Origin of the sequence: Lentzea albidocapillata subsp. violacea (genome assembly GCF_900100275.1) — a bacterium.
GTDB classification, from domain to species: domain Bacteria; phylum Actinomycetota; class Actinomycetes; order Mycobacteriales; family Pseudonocardiaceae; genus Lentzea; species Lentzea violacea.
Genome location: NZ_FNET01000026.1, coordinates 83,455 through 107,731, shown reverse-complemented (window position 1 = coordinate 107,731; position 24,277 = coordinate 83,455). Strand labels below are relative to the sequence as shown.

General features: G+C 68.5%; 23 protein-coding genes. 18 read left to right on the top strand and 5 right to left on the bottom strand.

All coding sequences use genetic code 11. The annotated features are described in order from the left end of the window. Window positions 1-243: helix-turn-helix domain-containing protein (locus BLR21_RS44775; protein WP_176929948.1), on the bottom strand; the 243-nt coding region annotated here is incomplete at its 3' end. 376 nt (window positions 244-619) lie between these two features. Continuing rightward, complete coding sequence (locus tag BLR21_RS36510) at window positions 620-1,366, bottom strand: IclR family transcriptional regulator (protein WP_090013866.1); 747 nt, start codon at window positions 1,364-1,366, stop codon at window positions 620-622. A 77-nt stretch (window positions 1,367-1,443) separates the two neighbouring features. Here BLR21_RS36510 and aceB point away from each other — a divergent pair, with 77 nt between their 5' ends. From aceB to BLR21_RS36495, 3 genes are all read left to right on the top strand, one after another. Continuing rightward, window positions 1,444-2,928 (top strand): malate synthase A, encoded by a 1,485-nt coding sequence (aceB, locus tag BLR21_RS36505; protein WP_256335169.1) that lies wholly within the window; start codon window positions 1,444-1,446, stop codon window positions 2,926-2,928. Next, window positions 2,928-4,097, top strand: coding sequence for a DUF6986 family protein (locus tag BLR21_RS36500; RefSeq protein WP_090013831.1), 1,170 nt, complete (start codon window positions 2,928-2,930; stop codon window positions 4,095-4,097). The genes aceB and BLR21_RS36500 overlap by 1 nt, the downstream gene beginning before the upstream one ends. A 75-nt stretch (window positions 4,098-4,172) precedes the next feature. Next, window positions 4,173-4,640 (top strand): Imm1 family immunity protein, encoded by a 468-nt coding sequence (locus tag BLR21_RS36495; RefSeq protein ID WP_090013829.1) that lies wholly within the window; start codon window positions 4,173-4,175, stop codon window positions 4,638-4,640. Between the two features lie 43 nt (window positions 4,641-4,683). On the opposite strand, the gene pucL is transcribed toward BLR21_RS36495, so the two are convergent. Then, window positions 4,684-5,562: a factor-independent urate hydroxylase gene (gene pucL, locus BLR21_RS36490; RefSeq protein ID WP_090013827.1), complete on the bottom strand. Its 879-nt coding sequence runs from the start codon at window positions 5,560-5,562 to the stop codon at window positions 4,684-4,686. Between the two features lie 2 nt (window positions 5,563-5,564). Next, the gene (gene uraD / locus BLR21_RS36485) at window positions 5,565-6,086 is read right to left on the bottom strand and encodes a 2-oxo-4-hydroxy-4-carboxy-5-ureidoimidazoline decarboxylase (protein WP_256335168.1); all 522 of its coding nucleotides are present in this window, start codon (window positions 6,084-6,086) and stop codon (window positions 5,565-5,567) included. 99 nt (window positions 6,087-6,185) lie between these two features. On the opposite strand from uraD, the gene BLR21_RS36480 reads away from it, so the two are divergent. The 14 genes from BLR21_RS36480 to BLR21_RS36415 all read left to right on the top strand — a co-directional run bounded on the left by BLR21_RS36480 (window position 6,186) and on the right by BLR21_RS36415 (window position 22,707). Beyond that, window positions 6,186-6,932 carry a hydroxypyruvate isomerase family protein gene (locus BLR21_RS36480; RefSeq protein ID WP_090013824.1) on the top strand — a complete coding sequence of 249 codons (747 nt, stop codon included), beginning with the start codon at window positions 6,186-6,188 and terminating at the stop codon, window positions 6,930-6,932. Beyond that, on the top strand, window positions 6,929-7,786 hold the full coding sequence (locus BLR21_RS36475; protein WP_090013819.1) for an NAD(P)-dependent oxidoreductase: 858 nt from the start codon (window positions 6,929-6,931) through the stop codon (window positions 7,784-7,786). Before BLR21_RS36480 ends, BLR21_RS36475 begins: the two co-directional genes overlap by 4 nt. A 3-nt stretch (window positions 7,787-7,789) precedes the next feature. Beyond that, a complete protein-coding gene (gene gcl, locus BLR21_RS36470; RefSeq protein WP_090013816.1) occupies window positions 7,790-9,490 on the top strand; it encodes a glyoxylate carboligase in 1,701 nt (566 codons plus the stop codon). Next, a complete protein-coding gene (locus tag BLR21_RS36465) occupies window positions 9,487-10,491 on the top strand; it encodes a glycerate kinase (protein ID WP_218131072.1) in 1,005 nt (334 codons plus the stop codon). Before gcl ends, BLR21_RS36465 begins: the two co-directional genes overlap by 4 nt. Before the next feature lie 5 nt (window positions 10,492-10,496). Further along, a complete protein-coding gene (gene allB, locus BLR21_RS36460; RefSeq protein ID WP_090013812.1) occupies window positions 10,497-11,786 on the top strand; it encodes an allantoinase AllB in 1,290 nt (429 codons plus the stop codon). Then, on the top strand, window positions 11,783-12,775 hold the full coding sequence (gene alc / locus BLR21_RS36455) for an allantoicase (RefSeq protein WP_090013810.1): 993 nt from the start codon (window positions 11,783-11,785) through the stop codon (window positions 12,773-12,775). Before allB ends, alc begins: the two co-directional genes overlap by 4 nt. Window positions 12,776-12,888: 113 nt before the next feature. Beyond that, window positions 12,889-14,406, top strand: a complete 1,518-nt coding sequence (locus tag BLR21_RS36450) for an alpha/beta fold hydrolase (protein WP_090013808.1) — start codon at window positions 12,889-12,891, stop codon at window positions 14,404-14,406. Between the two features lie 200 nt (window positions 14,407-14,606). Then, window positions 14,607-15,950 (top strand): ammonium transporter, encoded by a 1,344-nt coding sequence (locus BLR21_RS36445; protein WP_090013864.1) that lies wholly within the window; start codon window positions 14,607-14,609, stop codon window positions 15,948-15,950. Next, window positions 15,947-16,285 (top strand): P-II family nitrogen regulator, encoded by a 339-nt coding sequence (locus BLR21_RS36440; protein ID WP_030479675.1) that lies wholly within the window; start codon window positions 15,947-15,949, stop codon window positions 16,283-16,285. The genes BLR21_RS36445 and BLR21_RS36440 overlap by 4 nt, the downstream gene beginning before the upstream one ends. Window positions 16,286-16,306: 21 nt before the next feature. Beyond that, window positions 16,307-18,631, top strand: a complete 2,325-nt coding sequence (locus BLR21_RS36435; RefSeq protein ID WP_090013805.1) for a [protein-PII] uridylyltransferase — start codon at window positions 16,307-16,309, stop codon at window positions 18,629-18,631. Between the two features lie 251 nt (window positions 18,632-18,882). Next, window positions 18,883-19,443 carry an AAA family ATPase gene (locus BLR21_RS36430; protein ID WP_090013802.1) on the top strand — a complete coding sequence of 187 codons (561 nt, stop codon included), beginning with the start codon at window positions 18,883-18,885 and terminating at the stop codon, window positions 19,441-19,443. Next, window positions 19,440-20,054 carry an HAD family hydrolase gene (locus tag BLR21_RS36425; protein WP_090013799.1) on the top strand — a complete coding sequence of 205 codons (615 nt, stop codon included), beginning with the start codon at window positions 19,440-19,442 and terminating at the stop codon, window positions 20,052-20,054. The genes BLR21_RS36430 and BLR21_RS36425 overlap by 4 nt, the downstream gene beginning before the upstream one ends. A 26-nt stretch (window positions 20,055-20,080) precedes the next feature. Then, window positions 20,081-21,649, top strand: coding sequence for a signal recognition particle protein (gene ffh, locus BLR21_RS36420; protein ID WP_090013797.1), 1,569 nt, complete (start codon window positions 20,081-20,083; stop codon window positions 21,647-21,649). A gap of 2 nt (window positions 21,650-21,651) precedes the next feature. Next, complete coding sequence (locus tag BLR21_RS36415) at window positions 21,652-22,707, top strand: amidohydrolase family protein (protein ID WP_090013794.1); 1,056 nt, start codon at window positions 21,652-21,654, stop codon at window positions 22,705-22,707. On the opposite strand, the gene BLR21_RS36410 is transcribed toward BLR21_RS36415, so the two are convergent. After that, window positions 22,704-23,180, bottom strand: coding sequence for a carboxymuconolactone decarboxylase family protein (locus tag BLR21_RS36410; protein WP_030479669.1), 477 nt, complete (start codon window positions 23,178-23,180; stop codon window positions 22,704-22,706). The genes BLR21_RS36415 and BLR21_RS36410 overlap by 4 nt on opposite strands. 114 nt (window positions 23,181-23,294) lie before the next feature. Here BLR21_RS36410 and BLR21_RS36405 point away from each other — a divergent pair, with 114 nt between their 5' ends. Further along, window positions 23,295-24,170: an RNA polymerase sigma-70 factor gene (locus BLR21_RS36405; RefSeq protein ID WP_090013791.1), complete on the top strand. Its 876-nt coding sequence runs from the start codon at window positions 23,295-23,297 to the stop codon at window positions 24,168-24,170. The last annotated feature ends 107 nt before the right edge of the window (window positions 24,171-24,277 follow it).

Sequence of the window (24,277 nt, the reverse complement as noted above, 5' to 3'; positions counted from 1 at the left end):
GGTCGCCTCACCCGCCACGAACCGGCGCACCACCTCGAGCTTGAACTCGAACGAGAACACCCGCCCGCGCTGTTTACTCACCAACGCTCCCGCGCCCCGCAGACTCCACCGATCACGCAAGCGTGCCACCGCAGACCACGACACACCCAACCGGGTCGCCACCACCCGATAGCCCAACCCGGCCTCGAACAACCTGACAGCAGCCCTGCGCTGCCGCGACGACAACGAACTACTCGGATTCACAGCACTCCCCGGAAGACGGAACTGGATTCCCAGTCCAACTTCCGGGAGGCGGTTCACCCCCAGACCCCCGGCAATCTGATCAGGGGGTAGCGCCGTCTGTGGGTTGATGGCACGCCTGTTGCTTTGGGCGGCTGCCTGTTGCGTATCGGTGTGCGTTGGCGGTGGGGTCCCATCACGAGCCGAGCCAAGAGCGGGCCACACCTGAGGGGTGAGGTCAAGTCGACGAAAAGCGTGTCGACTTGACCTCACCCCTCAGGTGCAGCAAGAGCTATGGCGCGACTCGTGATGGGACCCCACCGCCTGGCCCGCGCGGTAAAGACGGCTCGCCTTCGGCATTGCGTGGGGGAGGACGGCTCGCCTTCGGCTTCGCGGGCTATCAGGCTGTTGCGGCTTGGTCTGCCAGTCGCTTCGCTACTGCCAGTACCTCCGGCAGGATCCGTGAGACGGCTTCCTTTGTCAGCCTGCCCTCTGGGCCTGACACCGATACTGCGGCCAGGGTTGGGCCGCCTACCACTGGTACTGCGATGCATCGCACGCCGAGTTCTTGCTCTGACTCGTCCAGTGCGAAGCCGCGTTCTGCGATCTCGTCCAGGGAGTCGAGTAGTTCGGTGGCGTCGGTGATCGTGTTCGACGTGTACGCGGGCAGGCCCGTGCGTTCCAACAGCGCGCGAACATCAGAGCGCGGCAACTGCGAGAGCATTGCCTTGCCGACGCCGGTGCCGTGGGGCAGCAGGCGGCGGCCCACTTCCGTGAACATGCGCATCGAGTGCTTCGACGGCACCTGCGCCACGTAGACGACCTCGTCGCCGTCCAGGACGGCCAGGTTTGCCGTTTCCTCTACCGAGTCGACCAGTTGGGACAGCAGTGGTCTGGCCCATGTGCCGTACTGGCGGGAGGCGGTCTCGCCCAGGCGGATCAGGCGGGAGCCGAGGGTGTAGCGGCGGTTGCTGTTCTGTCGTACATAGCCCAGCGTGACAAGGGTGCGGATCAGGCGGTGGATCGTGGGGAGTGGTAGGCCCGACGTTGCCGCCAGCTCGGAGAGTGACGCTTCACCGCCTGCGTCTGCTAGGCGTTCTAGCAGGTCGAAGGCTCTTTGCAGGGACTGCACGCCACCTGTGGACACGGTGCGGCTCCTCTCGTTGCAGTTCCGCAATGCAAAAACTATAGTCCACAGAGCAAAACCGAGAGAGGTGGATCCAGGTGCAGGTCCTGACCGAAGAGGCTCTTGAGTTCGTCGCGAAGCTGCATGAGGCGCACGCCGCCCGCAGGGACGAGTTGCTCGCCCTTCGCAAGGAGCGCCGGGCCCTCGGGTTCCTCCCCGAGACGCAGGACGTGCGGGACGGGGAGTGGACGGTGGCTGAGGCGCCGGAGGCGCTGCGGGATCGGCGCGTCGAGATCACCGGGCCCACCGAGCGCAAGATGACGATCAACGCGCTCAACTCCGGTGCCAAGGTGTGGCTCGCGGATCTGGAGGACGCGAACACGCCGCATTGGGACAACGTCGTGCAGGGGCAGGTGAACCTGTACGAGGCGGCGCGGGAGACGATCGCGTTCACGTCGCCGGAGGGCAAGGAGTACACGCTCAAGGGTGGGCCTTACCCGGCGATCGTCGTGCGGCCGCGCGGGTGGCACCTCGACGAGCGGAACCTGCAGTTCGGTGGCCGGAACGCCGTGGGTGCGCTCGTGGACTTCGGGCTGCACTTCTTCCACAACGCCGAGCTTGGCAAGCCGTACTACTACCTGCCGAAGATGGAATCGCATCTCGAAGCACGGCTGTGGAACGACGTTTTCACGACGGCGCAAAAGCTCAAGGGCGTGCCGCACGGCACCATCAGGGCGACGGTGCTCATCGAGACGATTCCCGCCGCGTTCCAGATGGAGGAGATCCTCTACGAACTGCGCGACCACGCGTCGGGCCTCAACGCCGGTCGGTGGGACTACCTCTTCAGCGTTATCAAGTACTTCCGTGACGCGGGTGCGGACTACGTGCTGCCGGACCGCAACAGCGTCACGATGACGGCGCCGTTCATGCGCGCGTACACCGAGCTTCTGGTGAAGACGTGCCACAAGCGCGGGGCGTTTGCCATGGGGGGCATGGCCGCGTTCATCCCGAACCGGCGTGATCCCGAGGTCACCGAGAACGCGCTGCGCAAGGTTCGTGAGGACAAGACGCGCGAGGCGAATGACGGTTTCGACGGGTCGTGGGTGGCGCATCCTGACCTCGTGCCGATTTGCCGCGAGATCTTCGACGGGGTGCTGGGTGACCGGCCGAACCAGATCGACAAGCAGCGTCCGGAGGTCAGCGTCACCGCGGAGCAGTTGCTCGACTTCAAGTCGGCGGGTGGTTCGGCGACGCGTGCGGGGCTGGAGGCCGCGGTGGACGTCGGCGTGCGGTACATCGCGTCCTGGCTGGGCGGCAACGGGGCGGCGGCGATCCACAACCTGATGGAGGACGCGGCCACCGCGGAGATCAGCAGGTCGCAGATCTGGCAGTGGATCAACAACAAGGTCGTGCTCGACGACGGCACGCAGGTCACCGCCGACGCCGTGCGGCAAGTGCTGGCGCGGGTGGGTGACGAGCTGGAAGGGCCGCATGTTGCGGCGGCCGTCGAGCTGTTCGAGCAGGTCGCGTTGTCCGAGGACTTCGTGGACTTCCTGACGCTGCCGGCGTACGAGCGCATCTGATGTACGAGACATCGCTGTCTCCCGAGGACGTCGCGCGGGTGACCGCCCGGCTGTCCACTGTGGAACGCATTTGGCCGGTGGGACGGCAGCCCGTTCACACCTGCTATGTGCCCGCCGGTCGCATCATCGGGACCACGGTCGCCGACTGGGGCCGCGAGGCGCTGGAGTCGATCGAACCGGAACTGCTTCCGGAACTGCCCGAGGGCGTGCTGGAGCGGGTCGAGGCGAAGCTCAGGAAAGAGCCGATCGAGGACCTGCGGATCGACTTCGAGGACGGCTACGGCGCGCCCGAGGACGACGTCGAGGACATGGACGCCGAGAGCACGGCGATCCTCCTGTCGCGCTGGGTCGCCGACGGCACCGCGCCGGCGTCGTCCGGGCTGCGGATCAAGTCGTTCGACACGGCCGAACTGCGTGAGCGCGGCCTGCGCACGCTGGACATCTTCCTGACGGCACTGGGAGAGATCCCGCCGGGCTTCGTGATCACCTTTCCCAAGGTGACGTCGGTCGACCAGGTCGAGGTCTTCGGTGACGTGCTCGACCTCTTCGGCGGGGATCTGAAGTTCGAGATCCAGGTGGAGACCACGCAATCTATTGTGGACAGTGAGGGGCGGCTCGCGATCCCGCGGTTCATCGAGGCCGGGCGCGGCCGCGTGACAGGACTGCACTTCGGCACCTACGACTACACGGCGGGCTGCGGGCTGTCCGCGTCGCAGCAGCACCTGGCGCACGGCGCGTGCGACTTCGCCCGGCACGTGATGCAGGTTTCCGCCGCCGGCACGGGTGTCCGGCTGTCGGACGGCTCCACCAACGTGCTTCCCGTCGGTGATCAGAAGAAGCGCGGCTGGGACACCCACTACCGGCTCACGCGCCGTTCGCTGGAGCACGGTTTCTACCAGGGCTGGGACCTGCACCCGGCCCAGCTGGTGACGCGGTACGCGGCCGTCTACGCCTTCTACCGGGAGGGCTTGGAGGCGGACGCGGCACGGCTGAAGGCCTACGTGCAGAACGTTTCGGGAGGCGTCCTGGACGAGCCGGCGACCGCTCAGGCGCTGTCGTCATTCTTCCTCCGAGCGGTGGACTGCGGTGCGCTCGATCCGGTGGAGGTGCAGGCCGCGACGGGTCTGGACGAGTCAGCACTGCGGGGGCTCGCCACCCGTTCGAGCTGATCGGGTCATCACCCGTTCGTGTGGTTCTGTCAATGGCTGTCGAATAGTGCGGTTGTTCGGTGCAGGGTGGCTCGCATGAGCATGCGTGCGGGCCTCTGGACCGGCCTACCCGACCTCGAGGCGGCCGAGCACAAGTACCAGGTCGTCGCGTGCGAGGCGGACGTGGACACGCTGATCAGGCTGCTCGACCGGCCCGAGTGCAACGACGGGTCGCTCGACCACTTCGGCCGCGACCTGACCGCCGAGGGCGACCCGGACCACAACGTCGTGCTCGCCGTGCGCGGTGGGTGGGGCTACATGTACTACGTAGACAACACCTTCATGGGTTGGCCGAAGGGGTCCGCGGAAGCGCCGTACGTCAACGAGAAGTACACGGACTTCCCGCCCGGCGTCGGCGTTCCGCTCGACCTGTTCCGGCAGCTGCTGATCGAGTTCATGATCTCCGGCGAACGGCCGACCGGCGTCGACTGGTACTGCGAGGCCGACCTATTCCACTCCTGGCGCGATCAGCAGATGTCGTTGCGCACGAGCGAGAACCGCTGACTCTCGGCCGGTCGAGAGTCAGCGGCCGGACACATGGTCGCGTTCAGAAGGCCGGCAAAGTACTCCAGGCAAGACCCGCCTCGGGGGCGTCGTCCCGCAGGATCGAGCCCTCGATGAGCCCGTACGGGCGGTCCGCCGCGTAGAAGACCTCGTTGTCGTTCTCCAGGCCGAACGCGCTCAGGTCCACCAGGAAGTGGTGCTTGTTCGGCATGGAGAGGCGCACCTCGGCGACCTCGGAACGAGCGTTCAGCACGGCCTCGCCCATCGCGTACAGCGTCTGCTGCAACGACAGGGAATGCTTGTCCGCGAACGTCTTCAGCATGATCGACCGGATCTCGGCGAACGACTTCGCCCAGTCGGCGTCCGTGCCGACGTAGCGCCAGCGGGCGGTCACCGACGTCGCCAGGATGCGGTCGTTCGTCTCCTTCAGCGTCGTGTACGGGTCCTTCGGATAACCGTGGAACTCCGACCCCGTCGACTTCAGCACCACCATGTCGCGTACGCCCGACACGACCCACGCCTGCGAGCCGTCGATCGTCACGGCGGTGGTGCGCTTCTCGTTCGAGCCCTGGACGAACGAGTGGTCGTGGCCGTCGATGCGGTCCCACGCGTGCTCGTCGATCAGGATGCGCGCGCCCGTGATCGGCTCCTGCGAGCCGACGAAGTGCCGGCCCAGCCGCAGCGCGAAGTCCTCGATCTCACCGACCGGGGCCTGCTTGGCGAAGGCGTAGACGGTGTTCTTCTGCGTGTCGGTCGCGAGCACCTTGGCGTTGTCGCCGGTCAGGTGCGTGTCGGCGAGGTCTCCGCGCAGCGAGGTGCTGACGGTGAGGTCTTTGATGGTGTGCACGGAACCGTTGCGCGACACCGTGACGAGGCGGTTCTCCGCCTTTCCGTACTGGTTGGGGCCCAGGACGATGGCCATGTTCAGCTCCCGATCAGCTTCTGCAGCCGCAAGGCGGCGATCTTCGCGAGTTCGTCGTTGACGACGCGGAGCTCGACGTCCGGCGGGTTGTCCATCCGCGAGGACAGGTCGCCGAGCATCTCCGCACCGCTCAGGCCGGTCGCGCACACCAGGTAGATGTGCCCGAACCGATCCTCGTACGCGGCGTTGGCGGCCGCCAGGCGATCAGCCTGGGAGGCGTCCACACCGGACTGTTCGGACCGCGACCACCTCGCCGACACCCCGCCTGTCTTCTGCCGTTCGCCGATGCGCGGGTGCCCGGCGATGGCGCCGAGCACCTCCTCGTCGGAAAGTCCTTGTGCGGCAACCGAAGAAGCCGCGAGGAGTGCATCCATCGACGCGTAGGGCCTGCCCGCCACCATCGCGTCGATCCAGCGGGGTACCGCGAGGCACTCGGTGAGCAGAGGACGCAGTTCGGCCTCCGGGGCGCTGTTGAAGCTGTCCACGGCTCTCCAAGTTTCTGTATCGCGGAATCTAACTTCCACATTCTTGACCTGAGCCGAGCGAGATGTCTAGTGTCTCCATAGAGCGAAATCCAACTTCCGCATTGTGGAATTCCTCGCGGGTAGGAAGGACCTGAACCGATGTTCGATGCCAACCTCTCGATGCTCTTCACCGAGCTGCCGCTACTGGAGCGTCCTCAAGCCGCGCGGGCCGCCGGGTTCGACGCGGTCGAGATCTGGTGGCCGTTCACGGACGCCGTACCCGAGACGCGGGAGATCGAGGCGTTCGAAGGCGCCATCGCCGACGCGCAGGTGCGTCTCGTGGGCCTCAACCTCTACGCGGGCGACATGCCTGCGGGAGACCGCGGCCTCGCGAGCTGGCCCGGCCGCGAGACGGAGTTCCGGACGAACGTCGAGATCACCGCGGCCATCGCGGCCCGCCTCGGCTGCCGCACGCTCAACGCGCTGCACGGCAACTTCGAGACCACCGCGCAGACCGTCTCCAACTACCGCTTCGCCGCCGACGTCGCGGCCGAGGCAGGCGCTCAGCTCGTGATCGAACCGCTCAGCGGCGCGCCGAAGTACCCGATCAAGACCGCTCACCAGGCGTTCGAGCTCATCGACGAGATCGACCGCGGCAACGTGAAGCTGCTCGCGGACCTCTACCACCTCGCCACGAACGGCGACGACCTCGACCTCCTCGCCGACCACGTCGACCGCATCGGTCACGTGCAGATCGCCGACGCTCCCGGACGTGGTGAGCCAGGCACCGGCGAGCTCGACCTCTTCGGGCATCTCGCGAAGCTCCGCGCCAACGGCTACACGGGCTTCGTCGGCGCCGAGTACAAGCCCGTCACCCACTCCTTCGCTTGGAGGGACAACGCATGACCAGGATCGGTTTCATCGGCCTCGGCATCATGGGCAGCCCGATGGCGGCCCACCTCGTATCCGCCGGCCACGACGTGACGGGCTTCGACCTGAGCTCGGCCTCGCTGGAGAAGCTCGTGGCGGACGGTGGCAAAGCCGCGTCGTCAGCACAGGAGGCGGTGAGCGGCGCCGAGGTCGTCATCACGATGCTGCCGAACCACCCGCAGGTCGAGGCCGTGATCGACGAGGTCACGTTCGACGACGGCACGCTGCTGATCGACATGAGCACGATCCGCCCGTCCACGTCGATCGACATCGCGAAGAAGCTCAGCAACGTCCGCGTGCTCGACGCGCCGGTCAGCGGCGGCCAGACCGGTGCGGTCCAGGCGTCCCTGAGCATCATGGTGGGTGGCGACGAGGCCGACTTCGCGGCAGCGCGCCCGTTCCTGGAGGTAGTCGGCAAGACGATCGTCCACGTCGGACCGCACGGCGCGGGCCAGGTGGTGAAGGCCGCGAACCAGTTGATGGTCGGCGGCATCTACGCCCTCGTGGCGGAGTCGATCGTGCTGCTGGAGGCGTCCGGCGTCGACCCGAAGGCGGGCCTGGACGTTCTCGCGGGTGGTCTCGCCGCGAACCGGATCCTCGACCTCAAGCGCGAGTCCATGATCGCGCGCGAGTTCCAGCCCGGCTTCCGGATCGACCTGCACCACAAGGACATGGGCATCGCACTGGACGCGGCACGCGCCGCCGACGTCGCGCTGCCGGTCACCAACCAGATCGCCGCTCTCGTCGCGGCGGCACGCGCGCAGGGATACGGGTCGCTCGACCACTCCGCGCTGCTCAAGGTCATCGAGAATTTCGCGGGAAGGTCGTAGAACATGCCGAAGATCCCAGTCATGCAGGCGGTCGTCGAGGTCCTGAAGTCCGAGGGCATCGACACCGTGTTCGGCTGCCCCGGCGCCGCGATCCTCCCGCTGTACAAGGCGATGGAGCAGGACGGCTCGATCGAGCACCTCATCGTGCGGCACGAGGAGGGCGCCACGCACATGGCCGACGGCTGGTCGCGCACGACCGGCAACGTCGGTGTCGCGATCGGCACCTCGGGCCCGGCCGGCACCAACATGATCACCGGCCTCTACACCGCGCAGGCCGACTCCGTGCCGATCCTGTGCATCACCGGCCAGGCCGCGGTCTCCAAGCTGCACCAGGAGGCGTTCCAGGCCGTCGACATCGTCGCGATCGCCGCTCCCGTCACGAAGTGGGCGGTGCAGGTCAAGGAAGCCGCGCAGATGCCGTGGATCTTCCGCGAGGCGTTCCGGATCGCCCGCTCCGGCCGTCCCGGACCGGTCCTGATCGACCTGCCGATCGACGTGCAGAAGCAGGAGATCGAGTGGGACTCCACGATCGACGAACCGTTGCCGGTGCCCAAAAGCGTGCCGTCCGAGGCACGGGTCGACCGCGCGCTGGAGATGCTGCTGGCCGCTGAACGCCCACTGCTGCTCGCCGGTGGCGGTGTCATCCTCGGCGAGGCGTCCGCCGACCTGCTGGACCTGGCTGAGTTCCTGCAGATCCCGATCCAGGCCACGCTGATGGGCAAGGGCGCGATCGACGAGGACCACCCGCTCTACGCGGGCATGACCGGCATCCAGACCTCGCAGCGCTACGGCAACGCGTCGTTCCTGGAGTCGGACCTGGTGCTGGCGCTGGGCGCGCGGTTCGGCGACCGGCACACCGGCGATCTCGCGACCTACCGCGGCGACCGCAAGTTCATCCACGTCGACGTCGAGCCGACGCAGATCGGCAAGGTGTTCGGGCCGGACCTCGGCATCGTCGCGGACACCAAGCTGTTCCTGCAGGCGCTCCTCGAAAAAGCGAAAGCGCGTGGTCCGCGTGCGGCCGGCGAGTGGGTCGACCGGTGCCAGGAACTCAAGCGGACCCTGCTGCGGCGCGAGGACTTCGACACCGTGCCGGTCAAGGCACCACGGGTCTTCAAGGAGATCAACGAGTTCTACGGCCCGGACACCTACTTCGTCACGGCCATCGGGCTCTACCAGATCTGGTCCGGCCAGCACCAGAAGGCGCACAAGCCGCGGCACTACCAGGTCTGCGGCCAGGCCGGTCCGCTCGGCTGGGAGATCCCTGCGGCGATCGGTGTGAAGAAGGCCAGGCCCGACGCCGAGGTCGTCGGCATCGTCGGCGACTACTCGTTCCAGTTCCTGGTCGAGGAGCTCGCGGTCGGCGCCCAGTACGACGTGCCGTTCGTGCTGATCATGCTGAACAACGAGTACCTCGGCCTGATCCGGATGGCCGAGGACCACGGTGGCTACGACATGAAGTACGAGGTCGACATCCACTACGACACGAGCGGCTCGGACAACGTGAAGATCATGGAGGCCTACGGCTGCTCCGGCATCCGGGTCGCCGATCCTTCGGAGATCCGCACCTCCCTGGAATGGGCGCGCAAGGAGGCCGACCGGACGTCGCGGCCGGTGCTCGTGGAGATCATGATCGAGCGTGAGGGCAACACCGCGAACGGCACGTCGATCGCCGCGATGAAGGAATTCGAGCCGCTGCCGTGACACGAGTGATCGTCGCGCCGGACAAGTTCAAGGGATCGCTCACCGCCCCGCAGGTCGCTGCCGCCGTCGCGCGCGGCCTGCGGGAGGCGGTCCCGGACGTGGACGTGCGCCTCCTTCCGGTGGCCGACGGCGGCGACGGCACCGTCGACGCCGCCGTCGCCGCCGGGTTCGTGAAGGTCGGGCGCTGGGTCACCGGGCCGGCCGGCCAGCCGGTGCCCGCGTCGTTCGCGGTCAGGGGCACGACCGCGGTGGTCGAGGTGGCGTCGGCGGCCGGGCTGACGTTGCTGGAACGGCCCGCGCCGCTCGACGCGACCAGCTACGGCGTCGGTGAGCTGCTGAAGGCCGCGCTCGACGTCGGCTGCACCACGATCGTGCTCGGGCTGGGCGGCAGCGCGTGCACGGACGGCGGCGCGGGCATGCTGGAGGCGTTGGGCACGGCGTCGTTCGGCGGCGTCGACCTGGTGCTGGCCTCGGACGTGGACAACCCGCTGCTCGGGCCTTCCGGCGCGGCGGCGGTCTACGGGCCGCAGAAGGGAGCTTCACCCGAGCAGGTGGAGATCCTCGAAGCGCGCCTCGCCGAGTTCGCCCAGCGCATCGGACCGGAGTACGCCTCACTGCCCGGCGCGGGTGCGGCCGGCGGCATCGGGTTCGCCGCTCTCGCGGTGCTGGGCGCGCGGTTCCGGCCGGGCATCGAGGTCGTGCTGGAACTGGCCGGGTTCGCCGAGGCTGTCGCCGGCGCGTCGCTGGTGATCACGGGCGAGGGTTCCCTGGACGCGCAGACCAGGCACGGCAAGGCGCCGTACGGGGTGGTCAGGGCCTCGGGCGACGTGCCGGTGGTCGCGGTGGCCGGTCAGTGCTCGGTCGAGCCCGGCGACCTGGGGCTGAAGGCCGCCTACGCCCTGCTGGACGTCGAACCGGACGTCACGCGGTGCATGGCACAGGCCGATTCACTGCTGGAAGTTCTCGGCGGTCGCATCGCCCGCGAGTGGGTGTCAGAGTGAGTGCCATGGACCTGGTCTTCCGCGCCCGCAGGGTCGTGACCCCGCAGGGCGAGATCGCGTGCGACGTCGGTGTCGTCGACGGCCGGATCGTCGCGGTCGAGCCCCGGATCGACTCGCCCAACGTCGTGCACCTCGCGGACGACGAGGTGCTGCTGCCTGGCCTGGTCGACACCCACGTGCACGTCAACGACCCCGGTCGCACCGAGTGGGAGGGCTTCGAGACCGCTACGAGAGCCGCCGCCGCCGGTGGCGTCACGACGATCATCGACATGCCGCTCAACAGCATCCCGGCGACGGTCGAGGTGGCGGCGCTGGAGATCAAACGCAAGGCCGCGGCGAACGTCTCGGTGGACGTCGGGTTCTGGGGCGGCATCGTCCCCGGCAACCTTGCCGACCTGAAACCGTTGCACGAGGCCGGTGTCTTCGGCTTCAAGTGCTTCCTGCTGCACTCGGGCGTGGACGAGTTCCCGGCCGTCACGACCGATGAACTCGAAGTGGCGCTCAGGCAGCTGGCCACGCTCGACGCGTTGACGATCGTGCACGCCGAAGACGCGCACACGGTTCGTGACTCCGAGCCGGACTATGCGGGCTTCCTGGCGTCACGGCCGCGCGAGGCCGAGAACAAGGCGATCAGCGACGTCGTGGCGCTGACCCGCAGGACCGGCGCGCGCACGCACATCCTGCACCTCTCGTCGTCGGACGCGCTCTCGATCCTGGGAGCGGCCAAACGCGAGAGCCTGCGGATCACCGCCGAAACGTGCCCGCACTACCTGACGTTCACCGCCGAGGAGATCCACGACGGGCAGACGGAGTTCAAGTGCTGCCCACCGATCCGGGAGGCGGAGAACCGCGAGGCGTTGTGGCAGGGCCTGCGCGACGGCGTGATCGACCTGGTCGTCAGTGACCACTCGCCGAGCACGGTGGAGCTGAAGCAAGGCGACTTCGCGACGGCGTGGGGTGGCATCGCGTCGCTGCAGCTCGGTCTGCCGGCGGTGTGGACGGGCGCACGGGAGCGCGGCTTCCACCTCACCGACGTCGTCCGCTGGATGGCGACGCATCCCGCACGCCAGGTCGGGCTGGAGACCAAGGGCGCCATCGAGGCCGGCAAGGACGCGGACCTCGTGGTCTTCGCGCCGGACGAGACCTTCGTGGTGGACAAGGACAAGCTCCACCACCGCAATCCCGTCACGCCGTACCACGGTCGCACGCTGAACGGTGTCGTGCGGCAGACATGGTTGCGTGGCAAGGAAATCAGCGCAACGCACGGCAAGTTGCTCAGACGAGGAGAAGCATGACCGACTGGACCCGGCTGCCCGATCTCGCCTCGCGCGCGGTCGGTGGTGGTGTGGTGTGGGCGAACGACGAGCTGTTCGCCGAGCGCGAGAACCTGATCAAGCCCGCCGAGCCGGTCTACCAGACCTACACCTTCGGTCACAAAGGCCAGGTGTACGACGGCTGGGAGACGCGCCGCCGTCGTGAGGCGGGCGTGGACCAGGCGGTGGTCCGGCTCGGCATGCCCGGCGTCGTACGCGGGATCGTCGTCGACACGGCGTTCTTCAAGGGCAACTACGCGCCGTTCTGCTGGGTCGAGGGCGCGCAGGTCGAGGGCTACCCGGCCCCCGACGAGATCACCGAGTGGTTCCCGCTCGTCGAACGCACCGCGCTGAAGGGCGACGAGAAGCACTTCTTCGACGTCACCGAAGGACGCCGCGTCACGCACGTACGGCTGACCATCGATCCGGACGGCGGTGTCGCTCGGTTGCGCGTGCACGGCGAACCGCTCGCCGACCCGCGTCTGCTCGTGGGCGGCATCGACCTCGCCGCGCTGGAGAACGGCGCTGTCGTCACCGGCTGCAGCAACATGTTCTTCGGCTCGCCCAACAACCTCATCGCCCCTGGTCAGGCCACGGTCATGGGCGAGGGCTGGGAGACCGCGCGCCGCCGTGACGAGGGCAACGACTGGGTGTCGCTCCGGCTCGCCGCCCCCGGCGTCGTGCAGCTCGTCGAGCTCGACACCACCCACTTCAAGGGCAACGCGCCGGGCTGGGCGTCCGTCCGCGGTTGCGACGAGCGCAACGACCCCGACGCGTGGTTCGACCTGCTCCCGCGCACCCGGCTGCAGCCCGACACGCGGCACCGGTTCGTCGTGGCCGCGACCGAGGCGACGGCCGTCCGCCTCGACATCTATCCGGACGGCGGAATGGCACGCCTCCGAATCCTCGGCACGCTTACGAGCGACGGCGTAGCACACCTCCAGGCGAACTGGGCCAAAACGACTAACTGACGGTGGTTGTACGACCACGGGCTGATTCTGATCCCTACCTAGGTCGGTTGTCTGCGTCACACGATTGGTGGAAGCGTTCCTCCCGCAAGATCGGGGATCTAGGGAGGACATCCATGCAACCGATGGTGCGCGCCTTTGGCGCCGCGATCGCCAGTTCTGCATTGGTTCTAGGCGCGAGTCAGGTCGCGATCGCGGCTCCGGAAGGGCAGCCGGAGTACCAGGTCGGCGCGATCGACTGGAAGCCGTGTGAGGAGAAGCCGACGGTCGACTGCGGCTTCCTCGAACTGCCGATTGACTACAGCAAGCCGAACGGTGAGAAGTTCAAGCTGGCCGTGTCGCGCCTCAAGGCGGCCGACCCGTCCCAGCGCATCGGCGCGATGGTGATCAACCCCGGCGGACCGGGCGGGTCGGGCGTGAACTTCACGTTCGGCGCCGACCGGTACTTCAGCAAGGAGATCATCGACAAGTTCGACGTCATCGGGTTCGACCCGCGTGGTGTCGCGCGCAGCCAGCCGATCAAGTGCTCGGCGGAGGTGCTGCAGAGGCAGCCGTCCGACTACCCGAAGTCCAAGGCCGAGTTCGACCAGCTGGTCGCGTTCAACAAGGAGCTGCGCGCGGACTGCCGCGAGGTGTCCGGGCCGATCTTCGACCACGCCTCGACGAAGGACGTCGCGCACGACATCGACTCCATCCGCCGGGCGCTGGGCGAGAAGAAGATCAACTACTACGGCATCTCGTACGGCACGATCATGGGTCAGCACTACGCGGAGCAGTACGGCCGCAACATCCGCGCCATGATCATCGACTCGAACATGGACCACAGCCTCGGCACGTGGAAGTTCCTCGAGACCGAGGCGCGTGGCGCGAACGACATGTTCAACGAGTGGGTCAAGTGGAGCGACCGGACGCCGTCCTCGCCGTTCCACGGCAAGGACCTGCGAGCGATCTGGAAGGACCTGCTCGCCAAGGCCGACCGCGGTGAGCTGAAGGACGAGACCGGCCGCGTGATCACGGCGGAGAACCTCGGTGCCGGCGTCGTGGGCATGGGTTACGGCCCTGCCTTCAAGCAGTTCGCCGACTACATCGCCTCGCTCGTCCAGGGCGCGCCGGCGGACCGCAAGGCGTTCGCGGAGGGTGAGACGTTCGAGAACCCGTTCGCGGGCATCTTCTGCAACGACTACAACCTGCGCGTCAGCTCGTGGGGCGAGTACCGGGCGCTCAACGCCATGGAGAACCGGGTCGCGCCGAACACCCGCGGTTCGTCCATCGGCCACGGCGCCATGATGGGCTGCGTCGGGTTCCCGAAGGCCACGAACCCGCAGCATCGCCTGAAGATCAAGAACGCGCCGAAGATCCTGCTGACCAACGCCAGGTACGACACGGCGACGGTCTACGAGTGGGCGGTCAACGCGCACAAGCAGTCCCGTGACACCACCGTCTTCGTCACCTACGAAGGCTGGGGCCACGGCGTCTACGACCGCAGTGAGTGCACGCTGAAGATCAACAACGAGTACCTCGTGTCGCTGAAGCTGCCGCGCAACGGCACCACGTGTGCCGCTGTCGAGCCGGCCGAGGCGTCGATCATGTCCGCGAAGCCGCGGATCCCGGCGGGCCCGTTCTCGGTTCGCTGAGCAGTCAGGTAACGGACCATGCCCTCGGTTGTCCGCCGGGGGCATGGCGCCGTGAGGGCGCCGACGCGAGCGCGTGAACCGCGTGAAACGCGGACGTAACAAGGTTCGCCCCACAGTTCACCTCCGCGAAACGTTCCACGTAAGTGCGTGAAACAGGACATCTCGATGCTCCCTGCAACCGACGTGCAGTGGAGGTCGAAGTGGATACAGGGGACACCGCCTGGGTGCTCACCAGCGCCGCATTGGTGCTGCTGATGACGCCGGGCCTTGCCTTCTTCTACGGAGGCATGGTCCGTTCGAAGAGCGTGCTCAACATGATGATGATGAGCCTGGGCGCCATGGCCGTGGTCGGTGTCCTGTGGGTGCTGTTCGGGTACTCGATGGCATTCGGCGCGGACGTCGGCGGAGGCCTGCTGGGCAAGCCGTTCGAGTTCTTCGGCCTCGACGGGCTGCTGGCCGCCGACTCGCTGTTCGGCAAGATCCCGAGCACCGTGTTCGTCGCGTTCCAGGCGATGTTCGCGATCATCACGGTCGCGCTGATCTCCGGTGCGATCGCCGACCGCGCCCGCTTCGGCCCGTGGCTGCTGTTCGCCGGCCTGTGGGCGACGATCGTCTACTTCCCGGTCGCGCACTGGGTGTTCGACTTCGACGGCAAGGACGAGGCCGGCAACGTCATCGACCCCGGTGGCTGGATCGCCAACAAGCTCCTCGCGATCGACTTCGCCGGTGGTACGGCGGTGCACATCAACGCCGGTGCGGCGGGTCTCGCGCTCGCGATCGTGCTCGGCAAGCGCATCGGCTGGCCCAAGGAGCCGATGAAGCCGCACAGCCTGCCGCTGGTCGTGCTCGGCGCCGGTCTGCTGTGGTTCGGCTGGTTCGGGTTCAACGCCGGTTCGGCCCTGGGCGCGAACGGCACCGCCGGTGTCACCTTCATCAACACCCTCGTCGCCACCTGTGCCGCGATGCTCGGCTGGCTGCTGACCGAGCGCATCCGTGACGGCAAGGCCACCACGCTCGGTGCCGCGTCGGGTGTCATCGCCGGTCTGGTCGCCATCACGCCGGCCTGTTCCGCGGTCACCCCGGTCGGCGCCATCGCGATCGGCGCGATCACCGGTGTCCTCTGCGCCCTGGCCGTGTCGCTGAAGTACCGCTTCGGCTTCGACGACTCGCTCGACGTCGTCGGCGTGCACCTCGTCGGTGGCCTGTCCGGCACGATCCTGATCGGCCTGTTCGCCAGCGAGGCGGCCCCGGCCAAGATCAACGGTCTGTTCTACGGCGGCGGCGTCGACCAGCTCTGGCGTCAGGCCGCCGGCGCGTTCGCGGTGCTCGGCTACTCGTTCGTGCTGAGCCTCGCGCTCGGCTACCTGGTGAAGTTCACCGTCGGGTTCCGCGCGCCGGAGGAGGCCGAGGTCGCCAGCATCGACGAGGCTGAGCACGCTGAGCGCGCCTACGAGTACGGCAGCCTCACCAGTGCGCGTGGTACCGGCAAGCCGAGCGTGGCCGCGGGCGCGACCGCGGTCCTCGAGGGGAGCAACAAGAAATGAAGCTGGTCACCGCGATCATCAAGCCGTTCACGCTGGACGACGTGAAGGGCGCCCTGGAACAGCTCGGGGTGCTGGGCATGACGGTCAGTGAAGTGCAGGGCTACGGGCGTCAGAAGGGCCACACCGAGGTTTACCGCGGTGCGGAGTACTCGGTGGACTTCGTGCCCAAGATCAAGATTGAGGTCGTCATCGACGACACGGCCGTCGAGAAGGTGCTGGAAGCGGTGGTCGAGGCCGCCCGCACCGGCAAGATCGGCGACGGCAAGGTGTGGGTGACTCCGGTCGAAACCGTCGTTCGTGTGCGCACGGGCGAACGTGGATCGGATGCGCTTTAACTAGTTTTGGGGAGACGGCCCGTGGAGAACAACGAAACGGCCGTCGTCACGGCTGACGACCTGGTGCGAGCACGCGAAAGGCTGCTCGTGCCAGGTCGTCGTCGCTTGGCCGCCGAACCGCTGCGCGAGGCGCTCGTGGACCTGCACGAGTTCTGGCTGACCAAACATGCGGGGGGAGCGGGGGTATCCGGACCGGGTATCGCGCTCGTGGCGGTCGGCGGGCTGGGGCGGCGTGAGCTCGTGCCCTACTCCGACCTGGATCTGGTCCTGGTGCACAACGGCGTCAAGAACGTCGACGAGATCGCCGAGAAGCTCTGGTATCCACTGTGGAACTCCGGCATCGGGCTCGACCACTCGGTGCGCACCGTGGGGGAAGCACTGAGGGTCGCCGCCGGTGACCTGCGCACGGCGTTGGGGCTGCTGGACATCCGGCACATCGCGGGTGATCCCGAGGTCACCCAGAAGCTCGCCGAAGGCGCGAAGCAGGCGTGGCGCGGCAACGTCCGCAACCGGCTGGACGAGATGGCCGAGTCGTCGCAGAAGCGCTGGGCGCGCGGCGGCGAGATCGCGCACCGCGTCGAACCCGACCTGAAGCACGGCCGCGGGGGACTGCGGGACCTCACGCTCCTGGACGCGCTGTCGCTCGCGCAGCTGGTCGACCGGCCGTCCGCCGAAGTCGACGAGGCACGCCGGCTGCTGCTGGACGTGCGCACCGAACTTCGCCGCGTGGCGCGGAAACCTCGTGACGTGCTGCGGGCGCAGGACGGCGACGAGGTGGCGTCGGCCCTGGGGCTGGCGGACCGGTTCGCTTTGGCCCGTTCCCTTTCTTCCGCCGCACGCACGGTCGTCTACGCGTTCGACGTGGCCATGCGGGCCGCCCGTGCCGCCGCGCCGAAACGCGGGCTCGGGGCGTTCCTCCGCGGGCAACCGCCGCGCAGGCCGTTGGACGAAGGCGTTGTGCTGCACGGTTCTGAGGTCTCGCTCGCCCGTGATGCCATTCCCAGCCGTGATCCGGCGTTGTTGTTGCGTGTCGCGACGGCGGCGGCTCGCAGCAAGCACCCGATCGCGACAGGCACGTTGTCCCGGCTCGCGGACTCGGCGCCGGAGTTGCGCCAGCCGTGGCCACGCGAGGCCCGCGAGGAGCTGCTGGCGTTGCTGGGCAGCGGAAGCGGACTCGTGGACGTCGTGGAAGCGTTGGACCGCACAGATCTGTGGGGCCGGCTGTTCCCCGAGTGGGGTGCGGTGCGGGACCTGCCGCCGCGCGACGCCGCGCACATGTGGACGGTCGACCGGCATCTCGTGCAGACCGTCGCGCACGCGGCCCGGCTGGCGACCACGGTGGCGCGGCCCGACCTGCTGCTGCTCGGCGCGTTGATCCACGACATCGGCAAGGGCCGGCAGCAGGACCACTCCGAGGTCGGCGCCGCGCTGGCGACCCAGATCGGGGAGCGCATCGGGCTGTGGCCGCAGGACGTCGAGACGTTGTCCGCGATGGTCCGGCACCACCTGTTGCTGCCGCACACCGCGACCCGGCGTGACGTCGAGGACGAGGCGACCGTGCACCGGGTGGTGGAGACGCTCGGTGGCGACGCGATCCTGCTGGAACTGCTGCACGCGCTGGCGGAGTCGGACTCCATCGCGACCGGGCCGGGCGTGTGGACGGACTGGAAGGCCGCGCTGATGGCCGACCTGGTCTCCCGCTGCCGCAAGGCGATGGCCGGGGAGGCGCTGCCCAAGCCGGAACCGCTCGACCCCGTGCACGTGGCGATGGCGGAACGCGTTGCGGCGTCGGGGAAACCGGACGTGCTGCTGGAGAAGCAGGACCACGCGGCGGTCGTGACGGTGATCGCGCCGGACCGCCCAGGCCTGCTGTCCAAGGCCGCCGGCGTGCTCGCGTTGAACTCGCTGGAGGTCCACGCGGCGACGTTGCGCGCGCACGGCGGTGCGACGGTGGACGCGTTCACGGTGTCGCCGCGGTTCGGCTCGCTGCCTGACGCCACCCTGCTGCGCGAACAGCTCGCCCGGGCGATCGAGGGTTCGTTGCCGCTGGCCGACAAGCTCACCGCGAAGGAACGCGACTACGGCGGCCCGCCGCTCGACCCGCCGCCCGCGAAGGTGCTGTGGTTCGACGACGAGGCGACCGGCGCGGTGGTGCTGGAACTGCGCGCCGCCGACCGGATCGGATTGCTGCACCGCGTGGCGGGCGCGCTGGAGCAGTGCGGCGTGGACGTGCAGTGGGCACGCGTGTCCACGCTGGGAGCGACGGTCGTCGACTCGTTCAGCATCGCGGGCGCGGACCTCGACCGGCGCCGGATCGAACGGGCGGTGCTCGACGCGGCCAGGTAGCGGTTGAGTAGCTCTACGCACAACCTCTCCGGGTGCTCACGCTCCTGCGCGGTTCCGAAACACGGCAGTCTTCGCGGTGTCCGGAAAGCATCCTCGAGGGGTGGACCGCTTCCCGGACAGGCAGAGGCGGTGGTGCGCGGTGACGGCGCCGGGGGAGGTACCGGGCACTCGCACCACCGCCGATTCCCGTGCATTCGGGCGGAAATCGGACCAGACTGAACGAGAAGGTTGGCCGGAACGTCTTCTAGGACATGACCGCCGTGTTGAACACGCAGACCGCAGTCGTCCGAGTGCAGCCGCGCTCGCTCGTAGTCCTCGCCGGAATCCCCGGCGCGGGCAAGACGACCCTGCTCACCCGCCTCGACGCGGACGAGCCGGTCACCGTGCTCGACTCCGACCAGGTGCGCTCGTGGCTGGAGCCGCGCGTACCGCTGCCCTACAAGTACTGGCGCGTGTTCGTGCACCTCACACACCGGATGCGCGTCTTCGGGGCGGCACTGTTCTGCGCGGGCCTGCTGGTGGTGCACGAGCCGTCCACCAGGCCCGGCACGCGGTTCATGCTGGTGCTCGCCGGCCTGCTGTCGGGGCGGTCCCGTCACTTCCTCTGGCTGGACGCCTCAGCCGCCCAGGCCCTCGACGGCCAGATCGCCCGCAAGCGCCTCGTCCGCACCCACGCGTTCGAACGCCACGTCCGCCGCGGCTCGTCGATGCGCTCGCAGTTCGAGGCGGGCTGGGTGCCGTTCGGTTTCCGCAGCGTGACACTCCTCACCCGTGCGAAGACCTCGGGTGGTCTGCGCATCATGGTGTCGTGATCAAGGCTGTTCTCTTCGACTTCGCGGGCACCCTCTTCGGGCGCCCGACCTACCAATGGCTCCCGCCGCGGCACCTCTCGGTGCTGCGGGCGCCGGGACCGTTCGTGGCGCGGATGAACGCCGCCGAGCGCGCCGTGTGGAACGCCCGCGACCTGACCGCGCTGGCGAGCCGCTCGGCCCACGTGACCCTGTTCCGGCTGGCAGGGCTCACGATGACCGAGGACCTGTTCCAGCGCCTGCACAACCCGGCGTTCTGGCTGCCCTACGCCGACACGGCCGAGGCTTTGGCGGCGGTGAAGCCGCTGAAGGTGGGGGTGCTGAGCAACATCTCGTGGGACATCCGCCGGGTGTTCGCGCGCGAGTCGCTGTCCGTGGACGCCTTCGCGTTGTCCTACGAGATCGGGTTCTCCAAGCCCTCCGCGCGGGCTTTCGACGCCGCCTGCGTCCGGCTGGACGTCGACCCGTCCGAGTGTTTGTTCGTCGGCGACGACCCGGTGGCGGACGGGGCGGCGGTGAAGGCGGGACTGCGGTTCGCACAGATCTCCACCGCTCCCGTCGGACGTCGCGAACCGGTGCTCCTGCGGGCCCTGGCGAGCCACGGGATCGGGTGAACGTTCGGTTAGCTAGTCTGGACGACGTGTTCTCCACGCTTTCCGACCGGCTGACCACGGTTCTCCAGGGCCTTCGCGGCAAGGGCCGGCTCAGCGACGCCGACATCGACGCGACCGCCCGCGAGATCAGGGTCGCCCTGCTCGAGGCCGACGTCGCGCTGCCCGTTGTGCGCAACTTCATCGCGAAGGTGAAGGAGCGCGCCAAGGGCGCCGAGGTCCACCAGGCGCTGAACCCGGCGCAGCAGGTCGTGAAGATCGTCAACGAGGAGCTCGTCAACGTCCTCGGCGGCGAGACGCGGCGGCTGAACCTGGCGAAGAACCCGCCCTCGGTGATCATGCTGGCGGGTCTGCAGGGTGCCGGTAAGACGACGCTCGCGGGCAAGCTGGCCAAGTGGCTCAAGGGCCAGGGCCACACGCCGCTGCTCGTCGCCGCCGACCTGCAGCGCCCGAACGCCGTCACGCAGCTCCAGGTCGTCGGTGAGCGCGCGGGCGTGCCCGTCTTCGCTCCCGAGCCCGGCAACGGCGTGGGCAACCCCGTCGAGGTCTCGCGCCGCGGCATCGAGGAAGCCAAGGCCAGGCAGCACGACATCGTCCTCGTCGACACGGCCGGCCGGCTCGGCGTCGACGAGGAGATGATGCAGCAGGCCATCGACATCCGGGCCGCGGTCAACCCGGACGAGATCCTGTTCGTGGTCGACGCGATGGTCGGTCAGGACGCGATCAACACCGCCACGGCGTTCCGCGACGGCGTTGGCTTCACCGGTGTCGTGCTCACCAAGCTCGACGGCGACGCCCGCGGTGGTGCCGCGCTGTCGGTCCGCGAGGTCACCGGCCAGCCGATCCTCTTCGCGTCCAACGGTGAGAAGCTCGAGGACTTCGACGTCTTCCACCCGGACCGGATGGCGTCGCGCATCCTCGGCATGGGTGACGTCCTCACCCTGATCGAGCAGGCCGAGCAGCACTTCGACCAGGACCAGGCCGAGAAGGCCGCGGCGAAGCTGCACTCCGGCCAGTTGACGCTCGAGGACTTCCTGGAGCAGATGCTCGCGATCCGCAAGATGGGCCCGATCGCGAACCTGCTCGGCATGCTGCCCGGCGCCGGGCAGATGAAGGACCAGCTCGGGATGCTGGACGAGAAGCACCTCGACCGCATCCAGGCGATCATCCGCGGCATGACCCCGGCCGAGCGCGACGACCCCAAGATGATCAACGGGTCCCGCCGGCTGCGCATCGCGAACGGCTCGGGCGTCAAGGTCAGCGACGTCAACGACCTGGTCAACCGCTTCTTCGAGGCCCGCAAGATGATGGCGTCGATGGCCGGCCGGATGGGCTTCGGCGGCGGTGGCGGCGGCAGCAAGACCCGCAAGGGCAAGAAGGGGAAGAAGGGCAAGGGCGGCCGCGGCCCGACGCCCCCCAAGGTCAAGGGAGGCTTCCCGCCAGGGATGTTCCCCGGCGGCATGCCCGGCATGCCTCCCGGTGGGATCCCCGGCATGCCTCCCGGCGGCGTGCCGAACCTCGGCGGCGGCATGAACGAGCTTCCGCCCGGCTTCGACCCGACGAAGTTCAAGTTCGACGGGGACGACAAGAAGAAGTGACCATGCACCTGCGCGGCGTCGTCCTGCCGGACGGCGAGCCACGAGACCTGTGGGTCGTCAACGGCCGAGTCCGCACCCGGCCGGTGCCGGGCGCGCAGACCGTCGTCGACGGCGGGTTCCTCGTGCCGGGCCTGGTCGACGCGCACTGTCACGTCGGCCTGGGCCCGCAGGGCGGTGTCGAGCTGTCCGAGGCCGTCGAGCAGGCGATCACCGACCGCGACGCGGGCACGTTGCTGATCCGCGACTGCGGCTCACCGATCGACACGACGCCGTTGCAGGAGCGCCTGGACCTGCCGCGGATCATCCGCGCGGGCAAGCACATCTCCCGGCCGAAGCGCTACATCCCGTACATCAGCGTGGAGGTAGAGAACGACCTCGTGTCGGCGGTGGCCGAGCAGGCCGCGTACGGCGACGGCTGGGTCAAGCTCGTCGGCGACTGGATCGACCGCGGCGAGGGCGACCTGGCTCCACTGTGGACGGACGACGAACTGGCGCAGGCCATCAAGGTCGCCCACGACGCCGGCGCGAAGGTCACGGCCCACGTCTTCGGCGAGGACGCGCTGCCCGGCCTGATCAACGCGGGCATCGACTGCATCGAGCACGGCACCGGCCTGACCGATGACACGATCTCGCTGATGGCCGCGCGCGGTACCGCGCTGGTGCCCACGCTGATCAACATCGAGACGTTCCCCGGCATCGCGGACAAGGCCGCCAAGTACCCGAAGTACGCGAACCACATGCGTGACCTGCATGCCCGTGTCTCCACCACGGTGGCGTCCGCGATCGAGGCGGGCATCCCCGTCTACGCGGGCACCGACGCGGGCGGTGGCATCCGGCACGGCCGCATCGTCGACGAGATCGTCGCGCTGCACGGCGTGGGGATGAGCGCTGTGGACGCCATCGGCGCCGCGTCGTGGGGTGCCCGCGAGTGGCTCGGCTTCCCGTCGCTGACCGAGGGCGCGGCCGCGGACATCGTCGTCTACGACGAGGACCCGCGGGAGAACCTGGAGATTCTCCGGTCACCGCGCATGGTCATGCTCCGGGGTCGCATCCACTAGGCGTGCTCGGCCAGTGCACCGACCTGGTACGAGCCGCCCTTCTGCCGCGTGATGACGGCCATCCGGTTGGCGGCGTTGATCAGCCCGAGCAGGCAGACCAGCGCCGCGACCTGCTCGTCGTCGAAGTGCTTCCGCACGTTGTCCCAGGTTTCGTCACTCACGCCCTCCCGCGTGAGCACCGTGCCCTCCTCGGTGAACGCCAGCGCGGCCTGCTCGGCCTCGGTGAACACCGTGGTCTCGCGCCAGCCGGCCACCAGGTGCAGCCGCAGCGGGTCCTCGCCGGCCGCGATGGCCTCCTTGACGTGCATGTCGAGGCAGAAGCCGCAGCCGTTCAGCTGGCTCGCCCGCAGGCTGACCAGCTCCGCCGTGGTCGCGGGCAGCGACGTCTGGTGCACGGCCTGCCCGAGGCCCGCGAACCGCTTCGCGATCTTGCTGCCGGTCTCGGTGCCGAAGAGGTTGAAACGCGGTTCCATGATCTTTCCTCCCTCGTGGACTTGCTTGACGACCACGAGATGCCGGCGACCCGTTCCGTGTGACTGTGATCCAGCCCACTGTCACAAAGCCCGGCGGGCTGGTGTCTTGTGACCATGGATGCCGCCACCGACGCGTTCGTCAGCCACCGCAACCTCCTCTTCACGATCGCCTACGAGATGCTCGGCTCCGCCGCCGACGCGGAGGACGTGCTGCAGGAGACGTGGCTGCGCTGGGCGGGCGTCGACCACGGCACCGTCGAGAACCACCGCGCCTACCTGGTCCGCATCGTCACCCGCCAGGCCCTCGGCCGCCTGCGCACCCTGGGCCGCCGCAAGGAGTCCTACGTGGGCTCCTGGCTCCCGGAGCCGTTGCTCACCGCCCCGGACGTCGCAGAGGACGTCGAACTCGCCGACAGCGTCTCGATGGCGATGATGCTGGTCCTGGAAACCCTCACCCCGACCGAACGAGCGGTCTTCGTCCTGCGCGAGGTCTTCGACGTCGACTACGACGAGATCGCGGCAGCGCTCGACAAGAACCCGGCCGCGGTCCGCCAGATCGCCCACCGCGCCCGTTCCCACGTCGCCGCCCGCCGTCCGCGCGAGGTCGTGACGCAGGCAGCGTCCCGCAAGGCCCTGGCCGCGTTCCAGCGCGCCACCGAGACGGGAGACCTCCAGGCCCTGCTCGACCTGCTCGCACCGGACGTCGTGTTCCTCGGCGACGGCGGCGGTGTGAAGCAGGCCGTCCCGCGTCCCGTCGTCGGTTCCTCGAAGGTCGCGCGGATGCTGCTCGGCGGCCTGCTGAAGGTGACCGGCTGGACGATGGAGCCGGCCCAGGTCAACGGCCACCCGGCGTTGATCGTGCGGTTCGGCGGCGAACTCGACACCGTGGTCGCGGTGCGGATGGAGAACGGGCTGATCAGCGGCCTGTACGCGGTGCGCAACCCGGCCAAGCTCTCGCACATGACCGAGGAGACGACCCTGCGCCGTTGATCAGGCCGCGGGGTTTAGTCGCGGCCTTCCTACGCCGATCCAACACCAGGAGTAGGACACTCGGCGGGGACCCGATCTGACCATCTTTTGACCAGATGCTCGACCGG

Excerpts from the sequence above, each read along its gene's own strand:
- BLR21_RS36410 (WP_030479669.1), bottom strand. The coding sequence starts at position 23,180 with ATGGAACCGCGTTTCAACCTCTTCGGCACCGAGACCGGCAGCAAGATC.
- BLR21_RS36495 (WP_090013829.1), top strand. The coding sequence starts at position 4,173 with ATGAGCATGCGTGCGGGCCTCTGGACCGGCCTACCCGACCTCGAGGCG.
- alc (WP_090013810.1), top strand. The coding sequence starts at position 11,783 with ATGACCGACTGGACCCGGCTGCCCGATCTCGCCTCGCGCGCGGTCGGT.
- BLR21_RS36500 (WP_090013831.1), top strand. The coding sequence starts at position 2,928 with ATGTACGAGACATCGCTGTCTCCCGAGGACGTCGCGCGGGTGACCGCC.
- gcl (WP_090013816.1), top strand. The coding sequence starts at position 7,790 with ATGCCGAAGATCCCAGTCATGCAGGCGGTCGTCGAGGTCCTGAAGTCC.
- BLR21_RS36415 (WP_090013794.1), top strand. The coding sequence starts at position 21,652 with ATGCACCTGCGCGGCGTCGTCCTGCCGGACGGCGAGCCACGAGACCTG.
- BLR21_RS36450 (WP_090013808.1), top strand. The coding sequence starts at position 12,889 with ATGCAACCGATGGTGCGCGCCTTTGGCGCCGCGATCGCCAGTTCTGCA.
- pucL (WP_090013827.1), bottom strand. The coding sequence starts at position 5,562 with ATGGCCATCGTCCTGGGCCCCAACCAGTACGGAAAGGCGGAGAACCGC.
- BLR21_RS36475 (WP_090013819.1), top strand. The coding sequence starts at position 6,929 with ATGACCAGGATCGGTTTCATCGGCCTCGGCATCATGGGCAGCCCGATG.
- BLR21_RS36480 (WP_090013824.1), top strand. The coding sequence starts at position 6,186 with ATGTTCGATGCCAACCTCTCGATGCTCTTCACCGAGCTGCCGCTACTG.
- BLR21_RS36440 (WP_030479675.1), top strand. The coding sequence starts at position 15,947 with ATGAAGCTGGTCACCGCGATCATCAAGCCGTTCACGCTGGACGACGTG.
- BLR21_RS36430 (WP_090013802.1), top strand. The coding sequence starts at position 18,883 with ATGACCGCCGTGTTGAACACGCAGACCGCAGTCGTCCGAGTGCAGCCG.
- BLR21_RS36405 (WP_090013791.1), top strand. The coding sequence starts at position 23,295 with ATGGATGCCGCCACCGACGCGTTCGTCAGCCACCGCAACCTCCTCTTC.
- allB (WP_090013812.1), top strand. The coding sequence starts at position 10,497 with ATGGACCTGGTCTTCCGCGCCCGCAGGGTCGTGACCCCGCAGGGCGAG.